This window comes from Saccharothrix longispora, from assembly GCF_031455225.1.
Taxonomy (GTDB): Bacteria; Actinomycetota; Actinomycetes; order Mycobacteriales; family Pseudonocardiaceae; genus Actinosynnema; species Actinosynnema longispora.
On the sequence record NZ_JAVDSG010000001.1, the window covers coordinates 1,830,501 to 1,850,647 of the forward strand.

15 protein-coding genes are annotated in these 20,147 nt (G+C 75.8%); 6 read left to right on the forward strand and 9 right to left on the reverse strand.

What is annotated here, in order from left to right; translation table 11 throughout:
* The 4 genes from J2S66_RS07770 to J2S66_RS07785 all read right to left on the reverse strand — a co-directional run bounded on the left by J2S66_RS07770 (position 1) and on the right by J2S66_RS07785 (position 1,987).
* Entirely contained in the window at positions 1 to 192 is a 192-nt protein-coding gene (locus J2S66_RS07770) for a DUF6229 family protein (protein WP_310305624.1), read from the reverse strand.
* 75 nt (positions 193 to 267) lie between these two features.
* Positions 268 to 1,032, reverse strand: coding sequence for an AfsR/SARP family transcriptional regulator (locus tag J2S66_RS07775; protein ID WP_310305627.1), 765 nt, complete (start codon positions 1,030 to 1,032; stop codon positions 268 to 270).
* Positions 1,033 to 1,200: 168 nt separating this feature from the next.
* Positions 1,201 to 1,569, reverse strand: coding sequence for a hypothetical protein (locus tag J2S66_RS07780; protein ID WP_310305630.1), 369 nt, complete (start codon positions 1,567 to 1,569; stop codon positions 1,201 to 1,203).
* A 271-nt stretch (positions 1,570 to 1,840) separates the two neighbouring features.
* Positions 1,841 to 1,987, reverse strand: a complete 147-nt coding sequence (locus tag J2S66_RS07785) for a hypothetical protein (RefSeq protein ID WP_310305633.1) — start codon at positions 1,985 to 1,987, stop codon at positions 1,841 to 1,843.
* 232 nt (positions 1,988 to 2,219) lie between these two features.
* Between J2S66_RS07785 and J2S66_RS07790 the strand changes: the two genes are divergently transcribed.
* From J2S66_RS07790 to J2S66_RS07810, 5 genes are read left to right on the forward strand one after another with little or no spacing between them, the layout of a single operon-like run.
* A complete protein-coding gene (locus J2S66_RS07790; protein ID WP_310305635.1) occupies positions 2,220 to 3,074 on the forward strand; it encodes a DUF4132 domain-containing protein in 855 nt (284 codons plus the stop codon).
* Positions 3,071 to 7,855, forward strand: a complete 4,785-nt coding sequence (locus tag J2S66_RS07795) for a hypothetical protein (RefSeq protein ID WP_310305637.1) — start codon at positions 3,071 to 3,073, stop codon at positions 7,853 to 7,855. The genes J2S66_RS07790 and J2S66_RS07795 overlap by 4 nt, the downstream gene beginning before the upstream one ends.
* Entirely contained in the window at positions 7,852 to 8,997 is a 1,146-nt protein-coding gene (locus J2S66_RS07800; RefSeq protein ID WP_310305640.1) for an ATP-binding protein, read from the forward strand. The genes J2S66_RS07795 and J2S66_RS07800 overlap by 4 nt, the downstream gene beginning before the upstream one ends.
* Positions 8,981 to 12,433: a DUF5682 family protein gene (locus tag J2S66_RS07805; RefSeq protein ID WP_310305642.1), complete on the forward strand. Its 3,453-nt coding sequence runs from the start codon at positions 8,981 to 8,983 to the stop codon at positions 12,431 to 12,433. Before J2S66_RS07800 ends, J2S66_RS07805 begins: the two co-directional genes overlap by 17 nt.
* Positions 12,430 to 14,220, forward strand: coding sequence for a hypothetical protein (locus J2S66_RS07810; protein ID WP_310305644.1), 1,791 nt, complete (start codon positions 12,430 to 12,432; stop codon positions 14,218 to 14,220). Before J2S66_RS07805 ends, J2S66_RS07810 begins: the two co-directional genes overlap by 4 nt.
* A gap of 40 nt (positions 14,221 to 14,260) precedes the next feature.
* On the opposite strand, the gene J2S66_RS07815 is transcribed toward J2S66_RS07810, so the two are convergent.
* The 5 genes from J2S66_RS07815 to J2S66_RS07835 form a co-directional block, all read right to left on the reverse strand.
* Positions 14,261 to 15,100, reverse strand: coding sequence for a type II toxin-antitoxin system PemK/MazF family toxin (locus J2S66_RS07815; RefSeq protein WP_310305646.1), 840 nt, complete (start codon positions 15,098 to 15,100; stop codon positions 14,261 to 14,263).
* 68 nt (positions 15,101 to 15,168) lie between these two features.
* Complete coding sequence (locus J2S66_RS07820) at positions 15,169 to 15,951, reverse strand: GntR family transcriptional regulator (RefSeq protein ID WP_310305647.1); 783 nt, start codon at positions 15,949 to 15,951, stop codon at positions 15,169 to 15,171.
* Between the two features lie 29 nt (positions 15,952 to 15,980).
* Positions 15,981 to 16,796: a tryptophan synthase subunit alpha gene (trpA, locus tag J2S66_RS07825; RefSeq protein ID WP_310305649.1), complete on the reverse strand. Its 816-nt coding sequence runs from the start codon at positions 16,794 to 16,796 to the stop codon at positions 15,981 to 15,983.
* On the reverse strand, positions 16,793 to 17,959 hold the full coding sequence (trpB, locus tag J2S66_RS07830) for a tryptophan synthase subunit beta (RefSeq protein WP_310314715.1): 1,167 nt from the start codon (positions 17,957 to 17,959) through the stop codon (positions 16,793 to 16,795). The genes trpA and trpB overlap by 4 nt, the downstream gene beginning before the upstream one ends.
* A 78-nt stretch (positions 17,960 to 18,037) precedes the next feature.
* Positions 18,038 to 18,451 (reverse strand): MmcQ/YjbR family DNA-binding protein, encoded by a 414-nt coding sequence (locus J2S66_RS07835; protein ID WP_310305651.1) that lies wholly within the window; start codon positions 18,449 to 18,451, stop codon positions 18,038 to 18,040.
* Between the two features lie 230 nt (positions 18,452 to 18,681).
* Here J2S66_RS07835 and J2S66_RS07840 point away from each other — a divergent pair, with 230 nt between their 5' ends.
* Entirely contained in the window at positions 18,682 to 20,124 is a 1,443-nt protein-coding gene (locus J2S66_RS07840; protein ID WP_310305653.1) for a flavin monoamine oxidase family protein, read from the forward strand.
* Positions 20,125 to 20,147: the final 23 nt, after the last annotated feature.

The window sequence follows — 20,147 nt, forward strand, 5'->3', positions numbered from 1 at the left end:
TCAGCAGCACAGTCCCGGGCGGGACGCGGTGCAGGCCGAGCACCGGCTGCCGGGCGGGTTGCACGCCACGATGTCGCCCTCGGCGAACTCGCCGTTGGCGAACAGGGGCCCCGCCGGGTTGTCCAGGTCGTCCAGGCCGGCCCGCCAGCGGGCCACCATCTCCTCGGCGTCGAGCAACACGGCCGTGGTCATGAGCGCTCCTCTCCTCAGGGGAGCCGGAGTGTAGGAACGCGCCGCACACGTGCCCGCACACAAGGACCGCGGGTGTCACCCGCTCGGCCACGCGCCGGCGTCGCCGCGCCGGACCGCCTCGTACAGCTCGCGCGTCGCCGCGCTGGGCGCCACGCCCAGTTCCGCGTCGAGCACCCGCACCAGCCGCTGGTAGGCCGCCAGCGCCTCCGTGCGGCGGCCCGAGGCGGCGAGCGCGCCGACCAGGTGGTGCCACAGCCGCTCCCGCAGCGGGTGCTCGACCACCAGGCCGGCCAGCGCGGGCACCAGCTCGTCGTGCGACCCGAGCGCGAGCCGCAGCCCGACCAGGTCCTCGATCGCGTCCAGCCGCTGCTCGTCCAGCACCGCCACGTCGGGCCGCACGGCCTCCGGCACCGGCACCCCGTGCATCACCGGTCCCCGCCACAGCGCCACCGCCTCCGCCAGGCGCCCCGCGGCCGCGTGCTGCGCGCCGTGCCCGCGCAGCTCCCGACCTTCGCGCACGAGCCGCTGGAACAGCGTCACGTCCACCCCGTCGGGCGGGGCGACCAGGGCGTACCCGTCGTGCGAGGTGACGATCCCGGGCTGGTCGGGTCCGCCTGCCCGGAGCAGGCGGCGCAGCTCCGCCAGGTGCGTGCGCACGTTGGCGGCGGCCGACACGGGCGGCCTGCCCGGCCACAGCGCGTCGATGAGCCACTCCAGCGGCAGCGCCCGGTTCGCCCGGACCGCGAGCACGCCGAGCAGCACCCGCACCATCCGCCGCGCCGGCCGGCGCGACACCCCTCCGGCCGCCACCACCGGCCGACCCAGCACCAAGACCGCCACGCGACACCCCCAGCCGGGTGGTGAGGCCCCGCCGTACCAGGCGGGGCGCTTCCCGAGGTACCGCCGGGCCGCCGTCACCGCGGTCCGGCGGAGGTGCGGGCCGGCTGCGCGCCGCTTCGAGTGGTCGACGTGCGCGAGTTGCCGGACCCGACGCTCCGTCGTGCGTGACTAACCGCAGGAGGCCGTGACCGGAAGTGACGTGCGCTCGGGCGTCACCGCGCGGAAGGTGTTGGTCACGGTGCCGGCGCAGGGGTACGTGGCGGTGCCCACGCCGGTCGCGAGCACGTGCCAGACGCCGGTGTTCGGGTCGAGGCGCTGGACCGCGACCTCGTCGTCGTAGATGGTGACCGGTTCGCCGCCGGACACGCCGCGGCACACGGTGTAGCCACGGCCGACGATCGTGGCTCCGGACTGGGTCGCGTTGGCCTTGGCGCTGCACGTGACCGCCGAGGCGGAGGCGGGTGCGGCGACGAGGGCCGCCGCGGCGGTCGTGGCGACGAGCAGCGCGCGCCAAGCGGGTGACGGGGCGGTCGGCATCGGGACCTCCGGGGCTTCGTGACGGGGGATCAGATCGTCGTGGAGCGCCGCGCGGGGTGGAACCGCTGATCGACGCAGCGCCGGCTGCAAGTTTTCGGACCCGTGCCCCGGCAGGACCGTCACGGTCGACGGGGACGACCCGCTCGACGCAAGCGATGGATACCGAACGCGGTGCGGCGCGCGTCGGCCGACCTGTCGGCGGCGGTGCGCACGTCGGCGAGCGCGGTGCGGTCCTCACCCCGGCGGCGGCCGGAGACGGGACCGGCGGGGGTCACCGGCGTGCGTGACGCGGCCCGCGGTGGCGGGTCGGCCTCTCGGCGGCGCAGCCGACGATCACCAGTCCGGCCAGCAGCGGCAGGAACATGGCCCCCTCGACCGCCAGGGCGCACGTGAGTGCGGTCCACAGCAGCAGTCTCATGCCAAAAGGCTAGGGAGATGCGCGTCACAAGAGTAGTGAATTTGGGCAAATCTTGAGGTAGTGGGCTCGCCGGCCGCAGAACTGCGGTCGGCGACGCGGCGGTCGCGGTCGGCGACCACCACCCGGCCGGCGGTCACGGCCCGGTTGCGAACCACCCGACCCGATCTTCTTGTCGGACCCCGTGGCTAGCCTCCCCGCCATCACCGTCGCACATCGATTCGCAGGAGGAACCGTGGGCTGGCTGGACGCCGCATCCGGGTACCAGGTGCGGCTCGGGGAGAACGGGCGCGTCCAGTGCCGCAACGGCAAGGGCAAGCTGCTCTCCTCCGTACCCGCTTCGCTGAAGGACGACGCGCAGGTCGTGCGGTTGCGCCAACTCGCCGAGTGGCTGACCCGTCACGAGGCCGAGTGCCTGGCCGCTGTGGACGGCTGGATGACGCGCTCGCTGCCGGTGCCCGTCGCCCTGGTCGCCGAGGCGTGGGCGGACGCGGCGTGGGCCGCGGTGCTGCGCGACCTGGTGGTCACCGCGGGCGACGAGACCGGGTTCCTGCGCGACGCCGACCCGGAGCGCGGGCTCGGCGTGGTCACCCTCGACGGCGAGACCGCGCGCGTCGCCGCCGACGTGGTGCACGTGCCGCACCCCGTGCTGCTGGACGACCTGGAGGAGCTGCGCGAGTTCGGCGCGGAACTGGGCGTGGAGCAGAAGGTGCAGCAGCTGTTCCGGCAGACCTTCGAGCGGCCCGAGCCCGCCTCCCTGACCGGCAAGTCCTCCGTGGACGACTTCTCGGGCGGGAAGTTCGAGCAGCTCAACCACGCGCTGGGCCGGTGCCGCACGCTCGGCTACCCGGTGCGCGGCGGCTCCGCGGTGTACTCCGCCTTCGAGGACGGGCGGGTCGTGGAGGCCCGCTACTGGCTCGGCTCGGACTACCCCGAGGGCGAGACGTGGACCGGCGAGCTGCGCTGGGCGCTGGAGGACGGAACCGCGCTGGCCCTCACCGACGTCGGACCCGTCGCGTGGTCCGAGGGGATGCGCATGGCCTCGGCGATCCACGCCGGGCGCGTCGTCGAGGAAGCGGTGCCCGCGTGAACGAGAAGCAGCTCATCGCCGCCGGAGCCGTCCTGCCCGGCGCGGTCGCCCAGGGCGAGGACCGGGACACCGTCACCGCCCGCCACTACACCCACCCGGCCCTCGACGACCGCGTCGTGGTGCGGCTCGTGCCCGCCGTGCTCGGCGAGGTCGAGGACCTCACCTGCGAGTACCTCGGGTTCGACGCGCCCGTGCGCACCGCCGACGTCGGCACCGGCCGCCGCAGCGCCCTCGGCTTCCCCGCGTGGGCCCTGGTCAACGACCCCGCCAACGCCCACCACGCGCTCAACCTCGTCAAGGACGTCGAACGCCTGGCGCGCACCGCGAAGTCCCGCGCCGGCGCCGCGAAGGACGGCTTCACCGCGCTCGGCGACATGCTCGGCCGGTCCGCGCCCCACTTCCTGCCCACGTTCTACGAGCAGGCCGGGCGGATCTTCCTCCAGCACGGCAACACCACCTACGCGGCGAGCATGTTCGGCAAGGCCCGCGAGGCGGAGGAGGTGCACGACCTCGCCGTCGACCCGGAGCGCACCCGCGAGGTGTTCCTGGAGTTCGCCTTCGCCGGCGCGCTCACCGCGAAGGCGCTGTCTGCGCACGCCAAGGGCCTGGCCCGCAAGCACGACGCCCACGCGGCCTACGAGCTGTTCTTCACGCTGTGCGTGGAGCGCACCCGCGGCGGCCTGCCGCCCTACACCGGTATGCCCGAGGACCTGCGCCGGTTGGCCAAGGCGGCGAAGCGCGTGCTGCGGGAGGAGGACGAGCGCCTGCTGCGCGCCGTGCTGGACAGCACCGCGATCGGCAGCGCGGGCGCCGGGTTCTGGAAGTCCTACCGCGACTCCCTGGTCGCGCTGGCGCTGCGCGAGCCGGACGTGCGGGCGCGGCTGCTGGAGTTCGTGCCGGACTCGACCGCCGCGCTCGACACGTGGTTCGACGTCCTGGAGGGCTGCGGCGCGACCGGGGAGCTGGTCGCGCCGACGAGCGGCGCGAACCCGGCCGAGTGGCTGTCGGGCGTGGTCAAGGTGCGCACGTCGGGCTGGCGCGGCGTGCACCGCTCGACGACCCTGCTGGACCTGGCCGCGCGCATGGCGGACCGGCTGGTCGCCGACGGCGTGCCGGTGCGGGTGCTGCGGAACTGGCGGCAGGGCGAGCTGGACCTGCTCGACCTGCTGGTGGAGCGCGGTGTCCCGATCGCCGACGTCGAGCGCGGCGGGCAGCAGCTGGACGTGGGCGGCTGGGTGAAGGACGAGGAACCCGGCCGCCGCGACCTGGTCGCGCTCGCCGGTTCCGAGCGCTTCGGCCCGGGCCTGGGCCGGGGCCTCGCCGCCCACCTGCGCGCGCACGCCCGGTCCGTCACCGTCAACCGGGACGTCCTGCTGGACGCCCTCGCCGTGCCGGGCCTGCGCACCGCCCTGCGGGACTGGCTCACCGCGCGCGCCGCCGACGTGACCGCCGCCGGGCTGCCCGACCTGTACCGGCACCTCGACGAGCTGGCCCCGTTGCAGGTGCCCGAGGCGTACGTCGACGTGCCCGGGGCGGCCGAGGCCGTGGCCCGCACCGACGTGGCCGCCGCGCTGCACCGCACGCTGCGCGCGGGCCTGTTCGACGAGCTGGGCTGGCCCGCCCTGGAGGAGGCGGTGGCCCGGCTCCTCGACGGCGGGGTGAAGGACGAGCCGATCGCCATCGCCGGCGAGGGCTGGCCGGCGCTGGTCCTCTCCCGCGGCGACCGGTTCGTCGTCGTCGGCCCGGACGGCGTCCTGGCCGAGCACGTCTCGCGCATCCCGGCCGACCGGAGGCCGACCTGGCGCGGCGCGAACGCCTCCTGGTTCGACGGCGTCCTGCTGGTCACCTGGCACGCCGAGGAGGGCGAGCTGGGCTACTGGAGCGACGCCCCCGAGCGGATCTTCGCGGTGACGGGGAAGGACCGGTACGGCTGGCGGCCCGACGTGCCCCACCCGTCGATCGCGCTGCCCGGCGGCGGCCGGTTCAGCGGCTCCCGGGTCGTGCACCCCGGTGACACGTCGCCGCCGCAGGCGCGCGACGCGCACGGCGACGGCACGACCGTGTGGACCACCGACCACGACGGCGAGCTGCGCTGGCGCGAGGTGGACCCGGCGACCGGCGCGATGGGCCGCGCGAGCAGGCCCCGGTTCCTGGAGGACTTCGCCGAGGACGGCGCGCGCGTCGACCTGTCCCGCTGCGACCTGCGCCCCGCCGCGCCCGGCACCGAGCACAGCCCGCTGGGCTTCGCCGACGGCCTGCACGGCTGGCGCGTGCGCCACGAGGCGGACGGCTCGTGGACCGGCGAGGGCGTCGACGGCCGCCGCGTGCGGCTGGCGAAGCGCGAACCCGTCGGACTGCTGCGGCTCCCGGGCTCGGAGGTCGCGCTGACCGGCCGGGGCGACTCCGTGTCGTTCGAGGACGGTGACGGGACCGTGTGGGGCACGGTGTCCGCGCTCGCCCAGCGACCGCCGTACGCGATGGGCACGCCGTTCGTGCCGCCCAGGGACTGGTGGCACGCCCTGCGCCCGCGCGACGAGGCGGGGTCGGCCGCGCTGCGCGCCGTCACCCGCGAGGCCGTGGAGGCGATGATGGCCGCCGCCGACGCCACCAAGCCGGTCGCCGCCCTCGACCGGCTGGCCGCGCTGCGCCGCGGTGAGCACGACGAGTACACCCGGACCATCACCGACGCGCTGCCCGGCCTCACCGACCCGGCCCTCGTCGTCGGCGTGTGCGACGTGGTCCGCCGCGCGGCCGAGGTCCGGCGTTCCTACCGCCGCTACGCCGAGGTCGCCGAGGCCGCCCGCGCGGTCGAGTCGACCTTCGCGCCGACCGGGCCCGCGGTCACCGAGACCGCGCTGCTCACCGCGCTGGACTGGATCGGCGAGCACTGGCGCAACTCCGACAACCGGACGCCGACCCCGCTGCCCGAGGTGCTGGCCGCGCTGGCCGCCGCCGCCGCCGATCCGCCGCGCGCCCGGCGGGCGCTGCCCGCCATCGACGGGGAGTCCTGGTTCAAGGCGCTGCCGCACCTCCCCGCGCTGGCCTACCGGGCGGCTTCCCCGCTCACCCCGGACGACGAGCGCGGACCGCTGGTGCAGGTGCTGCGCTGGGTCGCCGGCTCCGGCCTGGCCGACGCGCCCGGCCGCTGGCGCGTGGTCGCGGTGCAGGTGCCCGGCAAGCACGAGTCGCCGCACCACCGGCTCGTGCCCGTCGGCGACGGCTTCACCGCCCTGTCCGAGGTCAACTGGTCCTCCGACGGCAACCGCTACGGCGGCCTCCAGTACAGCCCGAGCGGGAACTTCGCGCTGCCCGAGGACTGGCGGCTCCTGTCCTCGGCGGTGGTCGACCACGGGTTCGGCGCGGAGCGGATCGGGCGGTTCGCGGACCTGCTCGCCGAACGCGGTCCGGCGCCGTGGTCGGCCGACGCGGTGGGCGCGCTCGTCGAGCGCACCGGCCTGAGCACGGCCGAGGCGACCGTGCTGCTGGCCGGCATGCCCAACGTCGCCCGGTACGGCAACACCCTGCTGACCACCGAACAGCGGCGCCTGGTCGGCCTGTCCCCGGCGGGCGCCAAGGCGGGCAAGGACCGGCTGCGGCGGTCGGACCGCAACCTCCGGCTCGAACTGCTCGCCGCCGCCGTGCCCGCCGACCCGGCCGACCTGTGGGAACGCGGCCCGGACGTCGACGCCGTCGCCGCCCGGTGGGTCGCCGAGCACGGCCTGCGCACGCCTGTGCCGGACGACGTGCTGGCCGACGCGGTGAAGCTGCTCGCCACCGGCGGCGCGGCCGAGCACATCGCCGGCGTCATCGACCCCGAGCGGACCGACTGGCTGACCCGTGACGCGGACATCCGCTGGAAGGACAACTCCCTGCAGGCGCACCGCCGGGGCGGGTTCGGCGGGCACCACCTGAACGTGGTCGCGCAGGTGCTGCTGTTCCTGGCGCACCGCCTGCCGGCCGGCTCGCCGCTGCGCTCGGCGCTGCCCCGGGCGCTGGAACTGGCCCGCGACCGCACCGAGGACCCCGGCTTCGCCGTGCAGATCGGCCACTACACCTCGGCCGACGACCTGACCGCGCTGCTCGGCATCGACAAGCCCGCGCCGGGCGAGGTCGTGCGGCACCGGCCGTGGCTGGAGGTGTGCGGGGTCAACGACCACTACTGCCGCCTCGGCCTGCGCCCCGGCCTGCTCGCCGTCGGCGACGGCGAGCAGCTGGCCGCCGTGCTGACGACCACCGGCTCCACCTCCGTCCTCGACCAGCTCCGCCTGCTGCACGACGACGCGGTGACCGCCGCGTGCGCCGTGACCGCGCCCGAGGGCGTCGACCCGGCCGCGTACTTCCAGGACCCGACGGTGTCCGTGCCGCACCTGGTCGGCGAGGTCGCGGAGCGGTTCGCGCTGTCCGAGGACGCCGCCGCGCTCTACCTCCAACTGCTGGCGCTGCCCGACCCGACCGACGCGAACGTGGCGCGGTGGACCGGGTGGAAGCCCGCCCGGCTGAAGAAGGCCCGCGCCGAGCTGGGCGCGACCGACCTGGTGCTGACCGCCAAGCGGGCCCGCGCCGGCCGGTCGCTGTTCCTGCCCGGCGGGTGGCTCGCGCTCGGCGCGCCGCACCTGCCGGTCGAGTCGTGGAAGGCCCCGATGTTCGGCTTCACCACCCGCCCGACCTGGGTCGTCGTGCCCCTCGAACCGGTCGCCGACCTGTTCACCCGCGCCTGGCGCCGGGTGCTCGACGGCGACGCCCCCGCCTACGAGGAACTGAAGACCGGAGGACGCAGGTGACCACCGCTGCCCCGAGGCAGGTCGAGCCCGCCGAGGACGCGCACCGCGAGGAGCTGGCCTTCCTCGCCGCCCACGATGACGGCCCCCGCCCACCGGGCTGGCGGCTCACCCCGCGCGCCGTCGTCACCTTCGTCATGGGCAGCGGCGATGCCCTGGCGCTGCCGAAGAAGGTCGCCGGCCTGCCGCAGCGGCTGGTGATCAGCCGGAAGTTCGTCGGCGAGCGGGCCCTGGTGGAACGCGCCGTGGTCACGCTCGCGGGCGAGCGCGGCCTGCTGCTCGTCGGCGAGCCCGGCACGGCCAAGTCGATGCTCTCCGAGCTGCTGGCGGCGGCCGTGTGCGGCAGCAGCCAGCTCGTCGTGCAGGGCACCGCGGGCACCACCGAGGACCAGCTGCGCTACGGCTGGAACTACGCGCTGCTGCTGGCCGAGGGACCGTCACCGCGCGCCCTGGTGCCGTCGCCGGTGCTCACCGCCATGCGCGGCGGCGGCGTGGTGCGGGTCGAGGAGGTCACCCGCTGCCTGCCCGAGGTGCAGGACGCGCTGGTGTCGATCCTGTCCGACCGGCGCATCGCCGTGCCCGAGCTGTCCGGCACGGACGGCGCGACCGTGCACGCCGCGCCCGGCTTCACCGTGATCGCCACGGCGAACCTGCGCGACCGGGGCGTGTCGGAGATGTCGGCGGCGCTGAAGCGGCGGTTCAACTTCGAGGCAGTCGGGCCGATCGGCGACCTGGCGGCGGAGACCGACCTGGTGCGGCGGCAGGCCGGTGCGGCGCTGCACCGCGTCGGCGCACCGTTCACGGTGGACGACGTCGTGCTGGAGGTGCTGGTCACCGCGTTCCGGGACCTGCGCAACGGGGTGTCGCAGGAGGGGTGGGCGGTCGAGCGGCCGTCCACCGTGATGAGCACGGCCGAGGCGGTGTCCGTGGCCACCTCGCTCGGCCTGGCCGACGCGTACTTCCCCGGCGACCGCGACCCGCTGTCCCTGCTGCCCGGGCACCTGCTGGGCGTGGTCCGCAAGGACGACCCCGGTGACGCGGCCCGGCTGCTGGGCTACTGGGACGGCGCGGTGCGGCGGAGGGCCGAGACGGGCGCCCGCACGTGGCGGCGGCTGTGGGAACTGCGCGATGTCCTCGACGCCTGACCGGTCCGCGCTGGAGTCGTTGGTCGGCCACCGCACGCCCCACCTGATCGGGGTGCGGCACCACTCGCCCGCGCTGGCGGCGGTGGTGCCCGCCCTGCTGGAGGCGTGCGAGCCGGAGGTGCTGCTCGTCGAGCTGCCCGCCGAACTGGGGGAGTGGCTGCCGCACCTGGCCGCGCCCGACCTCGTCGCGCCGGTCGCGCTGTCCGGCGCGCACCGGGACGGCGGCGCGCCCGCGTTCTACCCGTTCGCCGACTTCTCGCCCGAGCTGGCGGCGATCAGGTGGGCGTTCCGGCACGGCGTGGAGGTGCGCGCGTGCGACCTGCCGCTGGCGCTGCGCGGCCCCGGCCACGGGACGGGCGGGCGCGGCGCGGCGCCGTTGACCGACGCGCTGCGCCGCGCCGTGACCGGCCGGGACGGCGACGACCTGTGGGACCGGCTGGTCGAGGTCGCCGCACCGGGCCAGGAACCCGAGGCCGTGCGGCGGGCCGCGCTGTACGTCGGCTGGGCGCTGCGCGCGGACGCGGGTGACGTCGACCCGTTCGACCTGCGCAGGGAGGCGTGGATGCGGCGGGTCGTGGCCGAGGTGGGCGACCGGCCGTGCGCGGCGGTGATCGGCTCCTTCCACGCGGCGGCGCTGCTGTCCGGCGCCCCGGCTGAGGAGACGCCGCCGAGGTCGGACGTGGTCACCTCGCTCGTGCCGTACGGGTTCGCCCTGCTGGACGAGCGGTCCGGCTACCCGGCGGGCATCCGCGACCCCGAGTGGCAGCAGGCCGTGCTGGAGGCGGCGGGCGACCCGGCCGCGATCGAGGCCGCCGCCGCGTCGGCGATCGTGCGGATCTGCGTCCGCGTCCGGGAACTGGGCCACCCGGCCGGTCCCGGCGAGGCGCGGGAAGCGCTGCGCGTGGCCGGGGACCTGGCCCGCCTGCGTGGCCTGCCCGCGCCCGGCCGCGGCGAGGTCGTGGAGGCGGTGCAGACCGTGCTGACCCACGCCGAACCCCTGGGCCGGGGGCGCGTGGTGGCCCGCGCGGCGGGGGACGTGCTGGTCGGCCACCGCACCGGCGTGCTCGCGCCGGGCACGCCGAGGTCCGGCCTGGCCCCAACCGTGGAGGACCTGGTGGCGGACCTGCGCCTGCCCGGCCCGGGTTCGCGCGAACCGGCGACCTTGCGGCTGGACCCGCTGCGGTCGGCGCTGGACGCCCGGCGCGAGGTGGCGCTGCGGCGGCTGGCCGTGCTGGGCGTGGCGTACGGCGAGGAGACGGCCACCACCGGCGTGGGCGGCGGTGACGCCCTGAGCACCCGGTGGACGGTCGCCTGGACCCCGGCGACGGCGGCGACCCTGCCGGTGGCGGGCCTGTGGGGCGCGACGCTGCCGATGGCCGCCCTGGGACGTCTGCGGGCGCGTCGGGCGCGGCGGGCGGAACGCGGCGGGCACACGCCGGCCGACGTGCTGGCCGACCTGGTCGACGCGGCCCGGTGCGGGCTGCCCGAGGTCGTGCACGACCTGCTGGGCGACGCGGCGTCGGTGCTGCCGTCCGCCGGGACGCTGCCGGAGCTGCTGGCGGCGTCGGACCTGCTGGACCGCCTGCGCTCCGGGCACCTGCCCGGCACCCCGGGGTCGGTGCTGGACGCGCACCCCCTGCTGGCGGCGGAGCTGGAGACGGCGGCGGTCGCGCAGCTGGACGGCCTGGCCGGGTCGACGGACGTGGCCGACGCGCGGGCGCTGGTGGAACTGGCCCGGCGGCACGACGCGCACGGCGCCGGGGTGCGGCTGGCGGCCTGCCTGCGGCGGTTGGCCGACGAGGGCGCCCCGCTGATCGCGGGCGCGGCCGGCGCGGCACGGGTCCTCTCGGGACTGCTGCCGGCGTCGGCGCTGGGCGAGCGCGTGGCGTCCTGGGTGGACGGTGCGGGCACGCCCGAGCGGCGCGGTGCGCTGAAGCTGGCGCTGACCGGCGTGCTGGCGGCGGCCGGCCCGCTGCTGGAGACGCCCGAAGCCCTCGACCCGCTGCTGGAGCGGGTCGAGGCGTTGGCGGACCGGGACTTCCTGGACCGACTGCCCGCCCTGCGCGGTGCGTTCACCTCGATCGGCCCGGCCGCCAGGGCCCGGGTGCTCGCCGCGGTCGAGGAGCGGACGGGCGACCGGGTCGACGCCGCCGGCGTCCCGGACCCCGAACTGCTGGCGGTGTGGCTGGCGGCCGAACGCGCCGCCGTCGACGTCCTGCGCGCCCACGACCTGGGCGCCCACGACCTGGGCGCCCACGACCTGCCCCGACCGGCCGTCCACCCGGGCTCCGAGGAGCCCGCGCCACCCGCTGTGCCGGTGTCCCCGGCGGACGCCGAGCGGGAACTGGTCGCGGGCGTGCGCTGGCGGCTGGTGCTCGGGGCGCGGGGTGACCGGCCGGCGGGCGCGGTCCGGTACGCGGCGGCCCTGGACGAGCTGTACGGGGCGGAGCGCGGTGAGGGCGCGAGGGCCGGCGGGCTCGGGGCCGACCTGTCGTCCCCGTTCCCCGACGTGCGGGAGTGGTCCGAGGAGCTGGCCGAGCTGTTCGGCGAGGGGGTCCGCGAAGAGGTGCTGGCTGCGGCGGCCGAGGGAGGGCGGCTGGAGGCCGCGCTGGAGATCGACCCGACGTCGGTGCGGCCCTCCGTCGAGCTGCTGCGCAACGTCCTGTCGCTGGCCGGCGGGTTGTCCGAGCAGTCGCTGGCCAGGTTGCGGCCGCTGGTGGCGCGGCTCGTGCGCGAACTGACCGCGCAGCTGGCGAACCGGGTGCGGCCCGCCTTGACCGGCATCCAATTGCCCGTGCCGACCCGGCGGCCCGGCGGCAAGCTCGACCTGCCGCGCACGGTGCGCGCCAACCTGGCCACCGCGCGGCGCGACGACCGGGGCCGGGTGGTGGTCGTGCCGGAGCGCCCGGTGTTCCGCACGCGCGGCCGCCGGTCGAGCGACTGGCGGCTGGTGCTGGTGGTCGACGTGTCGGGCTCGATGGAGGCGTCCACGGTGTGGTCGGCGCTCACCGCGGCGGTGTTCGCCGGGGTGCCCGCCCTGACCACGCACTTCCTGGCGTTCTCCACCGAGGTCGTCGACCTGACCGACCGGGTGGCCGACCCGTTGTCGCTGCTGCTGGAGGTGCGCGTCGGCGGCGGCACGCACATCGCGGGCGCGCTGCGGCACGCCCGGTCCCTGGTGACCGTGCCGGAGAGGACGATGGTGGTGCTGGTCAGCGACTTCGAGGAGGGCGGCCCGGTGGGGGCGCTCGTCGCGCAGGTGCGGGAACTGGTCACGTCGGGCGTGACCGTGCTGGGGTGCGCGAGCCTGGACGACACGGGCAAGGCGCGCTACTCGACGTCCGTGGCCGGGACCCTGGTCGCGGCTGGCATGCCGATCGCCGCGCTGAGCCCGCAGGAGCTGGCTCGCTGGGTGGGGGAGAAGGTGCGCTCGTGACCGTGCCCCCGGTGGCCCCCGCCGTGGTGGCGGACGTGCTCGACGCCCTCCCGCCGCGCCTGCGCAAGCGCGTGGACGCCGCCCTGGACCGGGCGGCGTCGTGGGCGGTCACGGCGGAGGGCGACGCGGCGCGCGCGGAACTCGACGCCGAGACCACGCTCACCTGGACCCTGCGCGCGGGCGTGCTGGCGGCGGCGGACGACCTGTCCTGCACCTGCCTGCTGGCGCCGAAGTGCCTGCACCGGGGCATCGCGGTCGCCGCCGCCGAGATCGGCGCCCCGACCGACCCGGCCGGTCAGGCCGACCCGACCGACCCGTCGGTGTCGGCCGCGACCGTCCCCACCGCCGTCCCCACCGCCGACTCCACCTCCGCCGACTCCGACGCCGACCTGGTGCCCGTCACCGAGGAGCAGCGGGCGGCGGCCGGAGCGGTGTGGGAGGGGTGCTCGGCCGTCCTCCGCGCCGGCGCTTCCGGCAGCGGGGCGGTGGTCCGCGCCGGTCTGCTGCGCGCCGTCCACACCGCGCGGGTCGCCGGCCTGCACCGGGCCGCGTCGGCCGGCCTGCGCGTCGCCGCCGCGCTGACCGCCGCCCGCACCGGCGACTCGTCGTTCGACCGCGAAGCGCTCACCGCCGAACTCGTCGACCTGATGCTCCTGTGCCACGACCTGCGCACCGGCATCGGCGATCCCGCCCTGCTGCGCGGCACCGCCCGGCGCGAGTACCGGTCGATCGGCGCCCTCCGCCTGCACGGCCTGTGCACGGAACCGGTCGTCAGCACCTCCGGCTACGGCGGCGTCGTCACGCACCTCGTCGACGACTCGGGCCGGCTCTGGACCGTCCCCGCCGTCACCCCCGGCGGCGTGGAACGGGTGGCCGCCGCCGCGAGCGGTCCGGTGGCGGTCGGCGAGTCCGGCCTGACCCACCGCGCGCTGGGCCGCGCCGGGTTGCTCCTGTCCGGCGGCACCGCGTCACCCGACCACCGGCTCGGCGCGGGCAAGGCGGTGCGCGCGGTGGCCGCGAAACCCACCCCGTGGACCGACGACCCGCTCGCCCGCCACTGGGCCGAACCGCTGCCCGACCAGGTGCACCGCGCCTTCCACGCGCACACCGTCCCGGACACCCACCGCCCGGCGGGCGCCGACCTGATCTTCCCGGAGGGCGTGGTGCTGGGCGCGGCCGGTCCCGCGCTGCGCTTCGCCACGCCGCACGGCGACCTGGACCTGGTCGGCCACACGGCCCTGGTCCGCGAGAACCTCGCCGTCCTGGCCGGCGCGCCCGGCCTGCGGCTCCGGGTCGTGGCACGCCTGCTTCCCGACCGCCCGGGCACCGTCACCGCCCTCGCCGCGTCGGGCGACCTGGCCCTGCCCGACGACCTGGCCCACCACGTCGACCTCGGCCTGGATCGCCTCCAGCGCTCGCACGTCGCCGGCGGGGCCGCCCCGGACCTGCCGGCGCGCCCGGACCCGGTGGACCGCGTCCCCGCACCGCTGCGCCCGCTGGAGAACGTCCTGCACCGCATCACCCTCGGCGGCCGAGCGGTGGCCGCCGCGGCCTCCGCGCGCCGCGAGGTCGCCGCCCTGCGCGCCACGGGGCTGACCGCGACCGCGGACCTCCTCGCCGACCTGGCCGCCGCCTCCCGCGACCGCGAGCGCGACGCGTTCGGCCGGGTGGTGCGCGACGCGGGGGAGGAGTTCCCGGTCGCCTGGCTGCGGGCGGGCCTGCACGTGCGGGAGTTCACCCGCGCCTCGGCGCTGCGGACGTGGCTGGTCGCGGTCGGGCAGGCGTGACGGGACCGGACGGGCAGGCCGCCCGCCCGCCGCGCCGGGATCAGGTGCGGGCGCCCCGGCGGGGACGGGGAGAGGTCTGCCGCGCCGCGCGCCGCTTCACGCTCGGCGTGTGCCGCTGGGCCGTGGCGCCCGGCGGGTACCGCTGCTCGATCGCGGCCCACGCCCGGTCGGGCGCGTCGCACACGTGCTGCCGGAAGTCCAGGTAGGACACCTTGACCAGCGGTTCGAGCTTGATCCAGCTCGCCTTGTCCGACCACGGGTGCCAGCCGGCGGGCAGTGCCAGGTAACCGGGCCGGTCGCCCTGGTCCACGCTGGTGACCTTGAGGACGTACGCGTGCCGGGCGAACGTGCTGACCACCACGCACGGTCGGTCCTTCGCCCGCTGCCCGTCCTCGTCGTACGACCCCTCCTCGAACGGCACCAGGGCGGACCAGACCTCGCCGCGCTCCGGCCGGACGGCTTCGCCCCGCCAGACCACCCCGCCACCGCGCCGCGACCCCCCGGGCGCGCCCAGGGCCCGGTCGAGCAGCCGCGACCCGATGATCCACACCCACAGGAACGCCAGCACGGCGGAGATCCGGAACGGGTCCACCTCGTGGACGCCGAGGTGCATCGGGTCCATCGCGTACCACGTCACCGCGCCCGACAGCGCCAGCAGCACGACCACGCGCGCCGCCGCCCACCAGGGCCCGAGCCGGACCCGCCGGTGCCGCAGCACGACCCACACCGCCGCCACCGGCGCGACGCACGCGTTGATCAGCAGGAAGTCGTTCGCCACCAACCGGTCGGGGTCGTTCCGCGACACCCACAGGTACACCGCCGGCAACGACAGGTACCCGGCGGCCATCCACTGGGCGACGAGCTTCCCGATCCAGCGCACCACGCGCTCCTCCCGCGGCAGCCGCCGTCGCGGTGAGCCGTACGTCGTGTCCCCGTGTCGGGGGCACGTTACCGCTCGGGACCGCGCGTCACGTGCCCGTAGGAGAAATCGGTTCCCGTCACCGCGCGCTCCGCGGTGATCACGGTGTCGTCGCCCACCAGCAGCGCCCGGTCGTCGACCAGCGGCACGTCGTCGTCACCCCGGCTGAGCCGGCAGCTCAACAGGGCGGGTGAGCCGGGGGAGCGGTCCAGCGACGCGGCCTCGGCGTCGGTCAGCGCCACCGCCCGGATGGTTTCGCTGGCCCGCCGCACGGGCGTGCCCAGCTCCTCCAGCAGCCGGTACAGCGACCGGTCGCCCAGCGCGTCCACGTCGATCCGCGCGCCGACGGCCTCCGGCAGGTACGAGGTCTGGAGCACCAGCGGGCCGGTGGACGTGCCGCGCAGCCGTTCCACGGCCAGCACGGGCGCGTCGGCGGGCAGGCCCAGCCGACCGGCCACGTCGGCGGGCGCGTGGACGACCGAGGCGCCCAGCACTTCCGTCGACAGCTCGATGCCCTGCTCCACCAGCTCCTGGGACAGGCTGCGCAGACCGGTGAGCCCGTAGGAGAACGACGGCCGCCGCACGAACGTGCCCACGCCGTGCCGGGTCTCCAGCAGGCCGTCCGCCTCCAGGGCCTGGAGCGCCTGCCGGACCGTCATGAGCGAGACGTCGAACTCCTCGACCAGCTCCCGCTGCGCGGGCAGCGGCGTCCCGGGCTCGTAGTGCCCGGCCTCGACGCGCTCCGCCAGCACCCGGTAGATCGCGAGGTACTTGGGCACGCGGCCCCGGAACCCGCGGTCGTTGCGCTCCACGCCACTCCCGACCCGTCGCACCCGACTCGTCACACCCCCGGAGCGACCTCCGGGCGGGCCGAGGATAGCGCCCGGCGGAACGCGGCCACCGCGTCGACCACGTCCGCGACCGGCGCGCCGTCGACCAGCATCCGCAGCAGCGCCGACCCGACGAGCACCCCGTCCGCGTCGGCGCACGCCCGCACCGCGTGCTCGGTGGTGGAGACGCCGAAACCGGTCACCACCGGCAGGTCGGTCATCGCCCGCAGGCGGCGGGAGTGGGCGCCCGCCGTGGCGGCCAGGTCGTCGTGCTCGCCGGTGGTCCGCATCGAGCTCATGCTGTAGACGAACCCGGCGGACGCGGACGCGATCCGGCGGCACCGGTCGTCGTCGCACGACGGCGCGGCCATCAGCACGGCCGCCACCCCGGCGTCGGCGGCCCGCGCCCGGTACTCGGCGGACTCCTCCAGCGGCAGGTCCGGCACGATCGCGCCCCGCACGCCGACCTCCGCCAGGTGGTCGACGAACCCGGCCACGCCGCGTGACGGCACCAGCGTCTCGGCCACGTTCGCGTAGGTCATCACGACCAGCGGCACGTCGAGGTCCAGCCCGGCCAGCTCGTCGAGCAGCGGCCTGGGCCGCGCGCCCCGGTCGAGCGCGACGGCCGCCGCCCGCTGCACGGTGGGGCCGTCGAGCATCGGGTCGGAGAACGGCAGGCCGATCTCGACCGCGTCCGCCCCGGCGTCGACGACGCCGCGCACCAGGTCGAGCCAGTCCGGAACCACCCCGGCCATCAGGTAGGGCACGAGCAGCGGGCGCCCCGCCGCCCTCAGGTGCTGCTCCAGGCCGGCCGTGGCGACGCTCATCGGAAGTACTCCCTGATCTGCTGGACGTCCTTGTCGCCGCGACCGGACAGCGTGACGAGCACGGTGGACCCGGCGGGCAGCTCGCCGGTCGCGGCGGCGTCGACCACCCACGCCAGGGCGTGCGCCGACTCCAGGGCGGGCAGGATGCCCTCGGTGCGGGTGAGCAGCTCCAGCGCCCGCATCGCCTGGTGGTCGGTGACGCCGGTGTACCGGACGCGGCCGGTCTCGGCGAGGTGCACGTGCTCCGGCCCCACGCCGGGGTAGTCCAGCCCGGCGGAGATCGAGTGCGCCTCCAGGACCTGGCTGTCCTCGTCCTGGAGGAAGTGCGAGCGGAACCCGTGCAGCACACCGGGCACGCCCTTGTCGACGGCGCTGCCGCCGGCCGCCTCGACGCCGACGAGCGCGGCCGGGGTGTCGACGAACCCGGCGAACGTGCCCGCCGCGTTCGACCCGCCGCCGACGCAGGCGACGACCACGTCCGGCACGGCGGCCGGCAGGCGCTCCGCGCACTGGGCGCGGGCCTCGTCGCCGATGACCCGCTGGAACTCGCGCACCATCCACGGGTACGGGTGGGGGCCGAGGGCGGAGCCGAGGCAGTAGTGGGCGTCCTCGGTCTCGCCGACCCACGCGCGCAGCGCGGCGTTGGTGGCCTCCTTGAGCGTGCCCGTGCCGGCGGCCGAGGCGACCGTGACGACCTCCGCGCCGAGCAGTTCCATGCGGAAGACGTTGAGCTCCTGGCGACGCGCGTCGGTGCGTCCCATGTAGACCGTGCAGGACAGGCCGAGCAGGGCGGCGGCGGTCGCGGAGGCCACGCCGTGCTGCCCGGCGCCGGTCTCGGCGATGAGCTTGCGCTTGCCCATCCGCTTGGCCAGCAACGCCTGGCCCAGCACGTTGTTGATCTTGTGCGACCCGGTGTGCGCGAGGTCCTCCCGCTTGAGCAGGACGCGCACGCCCAGCACCTCGGACAGCCGTGCGCACTCGGTGACCGGCGTCGGCCGGCCCACGTAGGTCGCGAGCAGCCGCCGGTACTCCGTCGTAAAGGCGGCGTCGGCCCACGCCTCGCGGAACGCCGCCTCCACCGCCCGCGCGGCGGGCACGAGGGCCTCCGGCAGGTAGCGCCCGCCGAACCGGCCGAAGCGGCCGGTGGCGTCGGGTGCCCGCATCAGGGCGGGCTCGTTGTCGACTGACACATCTAGAACTCTAGATGTCTTGGGGTCGACCTGGCAAGCTCGGCCGCGCCGTCACGGCCGTTCGACCAGGCCCACCAGCTTCTTCGGCGCCGACGCGCAGTAGCTCTCCGTCACCAGTTCGACCACCTCCTCCCAGTCCACGCCGTCGTCCAGCACGACGCCCACCACGTTCGCCGACCACGCGGGCTTGAAGAACGGGTGCCCCGCGTGGCTCAACGCGTCCAGCTCCGCGCCCTCCGCCCGGAACGTCAGCACGCACACCGGCCCGTCCGTCCCCGCCGCTCGCGCGTACGACGGCGGGTCGCCGTCCTCGACCTCCAGCACGTGCGCGAACGTCCGGCCCCGCACCCGCCACCGCGTCCCGCGCCACGCCCGTTCCTCGACCGCCTCCGGCAGCGCCAGGCACGCCGCCCGCAACCGGGCCGTCACCTCGTCCTCGTCCACCGCTTCCCCCGTGATCGCCATGACCCCGCACGCTAGCGACGGGGTCCGACAATCCCGGCCGCCCCGACACCCGGACGAGGGACGCGCCGACCCGTTCGGCCGCACCCCTCGCCCGCGGGCCGCCGGTCCGCGTTCGCCGGAACCACCCCATCAGGGCGTTGGCCGGTGGTCGCACCCGGCGCTACGGTCGTCACCGGGTGGCCACCCCCTGTCTCCAGTGGACGGTCAGACCGACGGTGCGAGGTGTGGTCATGGTGTTGGACGTGCTCGACCTGCTCAAGGACGGCTTGCCGGAGAGCTCGGCGCCGCGACGGCGGGTGGTGGTGGTCGGTGCGGGGATGGCCGGGTTGACGGCGGCCCTGCTGCTGAAGGAAGCCGGGCACCAGGTGACGATCCTGGAGGGGCAGAACCGGTTGGGCGGGCGCATCCTGACCCACCGGGACTTCGCGGGGGACATGTACGGCGAGTTCGGCGCCATGCGCTTCCCCGAGCAGCACCCGCTCGTGCAGTGGCTGATCCGGGACAAGTTCCAGCTCGCCACGAAACCGTTCCCCATGTACGACGAGGACACGTTCGTGTACCTCCAGGGCAAGGGCGTGCGGCGCAAGGACTTCACCGGGTCCTCGTTCGACTTCGACCTGTCCCCGAGCGAGGCGGACAAGACGCCCCACGAGCTGCTGCGGCACACCGTGCGGCCGCTGGTCGACATCATGGAGAACGAAGACCCGGACAAGGCGTGGCACAAGATCCTGATCGACTACGACAAGTACACCCTGCTGGGCTACCTCAAGGAGCGCGGCCTCGGCGACGGCGCGCTGTCCATGCTCGGTCCGCTGTTCAACCTGGAGGGCCGCTACCACTTCTCGCTCGTCGAGTGGTTCTCCCACTACTACGAGGACGTCTTCGGTGACCTGTCGTACATCGTGGACGGCGCCGACTCGCTGCCGCGCGCGTTCGAGCCGTACCTGATGGACGACATCCGGTTCGGCGCGCAGGTGCACGCGGTCGACCAGGCGGAGGGCGAGGCGCGGGTGCACTACCGCTCCGGCCGCCGCTCGCACACCGTCGTCGCCGACGAGGTGATCGTCACGGTGCCGTTCGCGAGCCTGCGGCACATGGAGATCCAGGGCCTCGACCCGGACAAGTGGTACGCGATCCGCAACACCTACTACGGCCGCGCGCACAAGCTGTTCATGCAGTTCAGCGAGCGCTGGTGGGAGACCTCGTACGGCATCACGCACGGCCTGACGGTGACCGACCTGGCGATCCGCAACATCGTCTACCCGCCCGCCGGTCAGGACACCCGGTACAAGAAGGGCGTGATGATCGCGTCCTACTGCTGGGAGCAGGACAGCATGCCGTACACGCCGCTGGCCGGCGAGGAGTGCGTGCAGCAGGCGCTGGAGGACCTGGTCAAGATCCACCCGGAGGCGCGGGACACGTTCGAGTTCGGCGTCTACAAGGACTGGGCGCTCGACTGGTTCGCCTGCGGCATCGGTCCGCTGTTCCGCGCGTTCGAGATGAGCGAGGGCAGCTACGAGGACGTGGTCCGCCCGGTGGGCCGGGTGTGGTTCGCCAACGACGCCTGCGACCGCCGCCACCGCCGGTGGGTGGAGGGTGCGTTGAAGGCGGCGGTGAAGAACGCCTACGCCATCCACGAGGGCATGCGCGACGAGCTGCCCTGGAAGGACTAGCGCGCGACGCCGGCCCGGTGGGG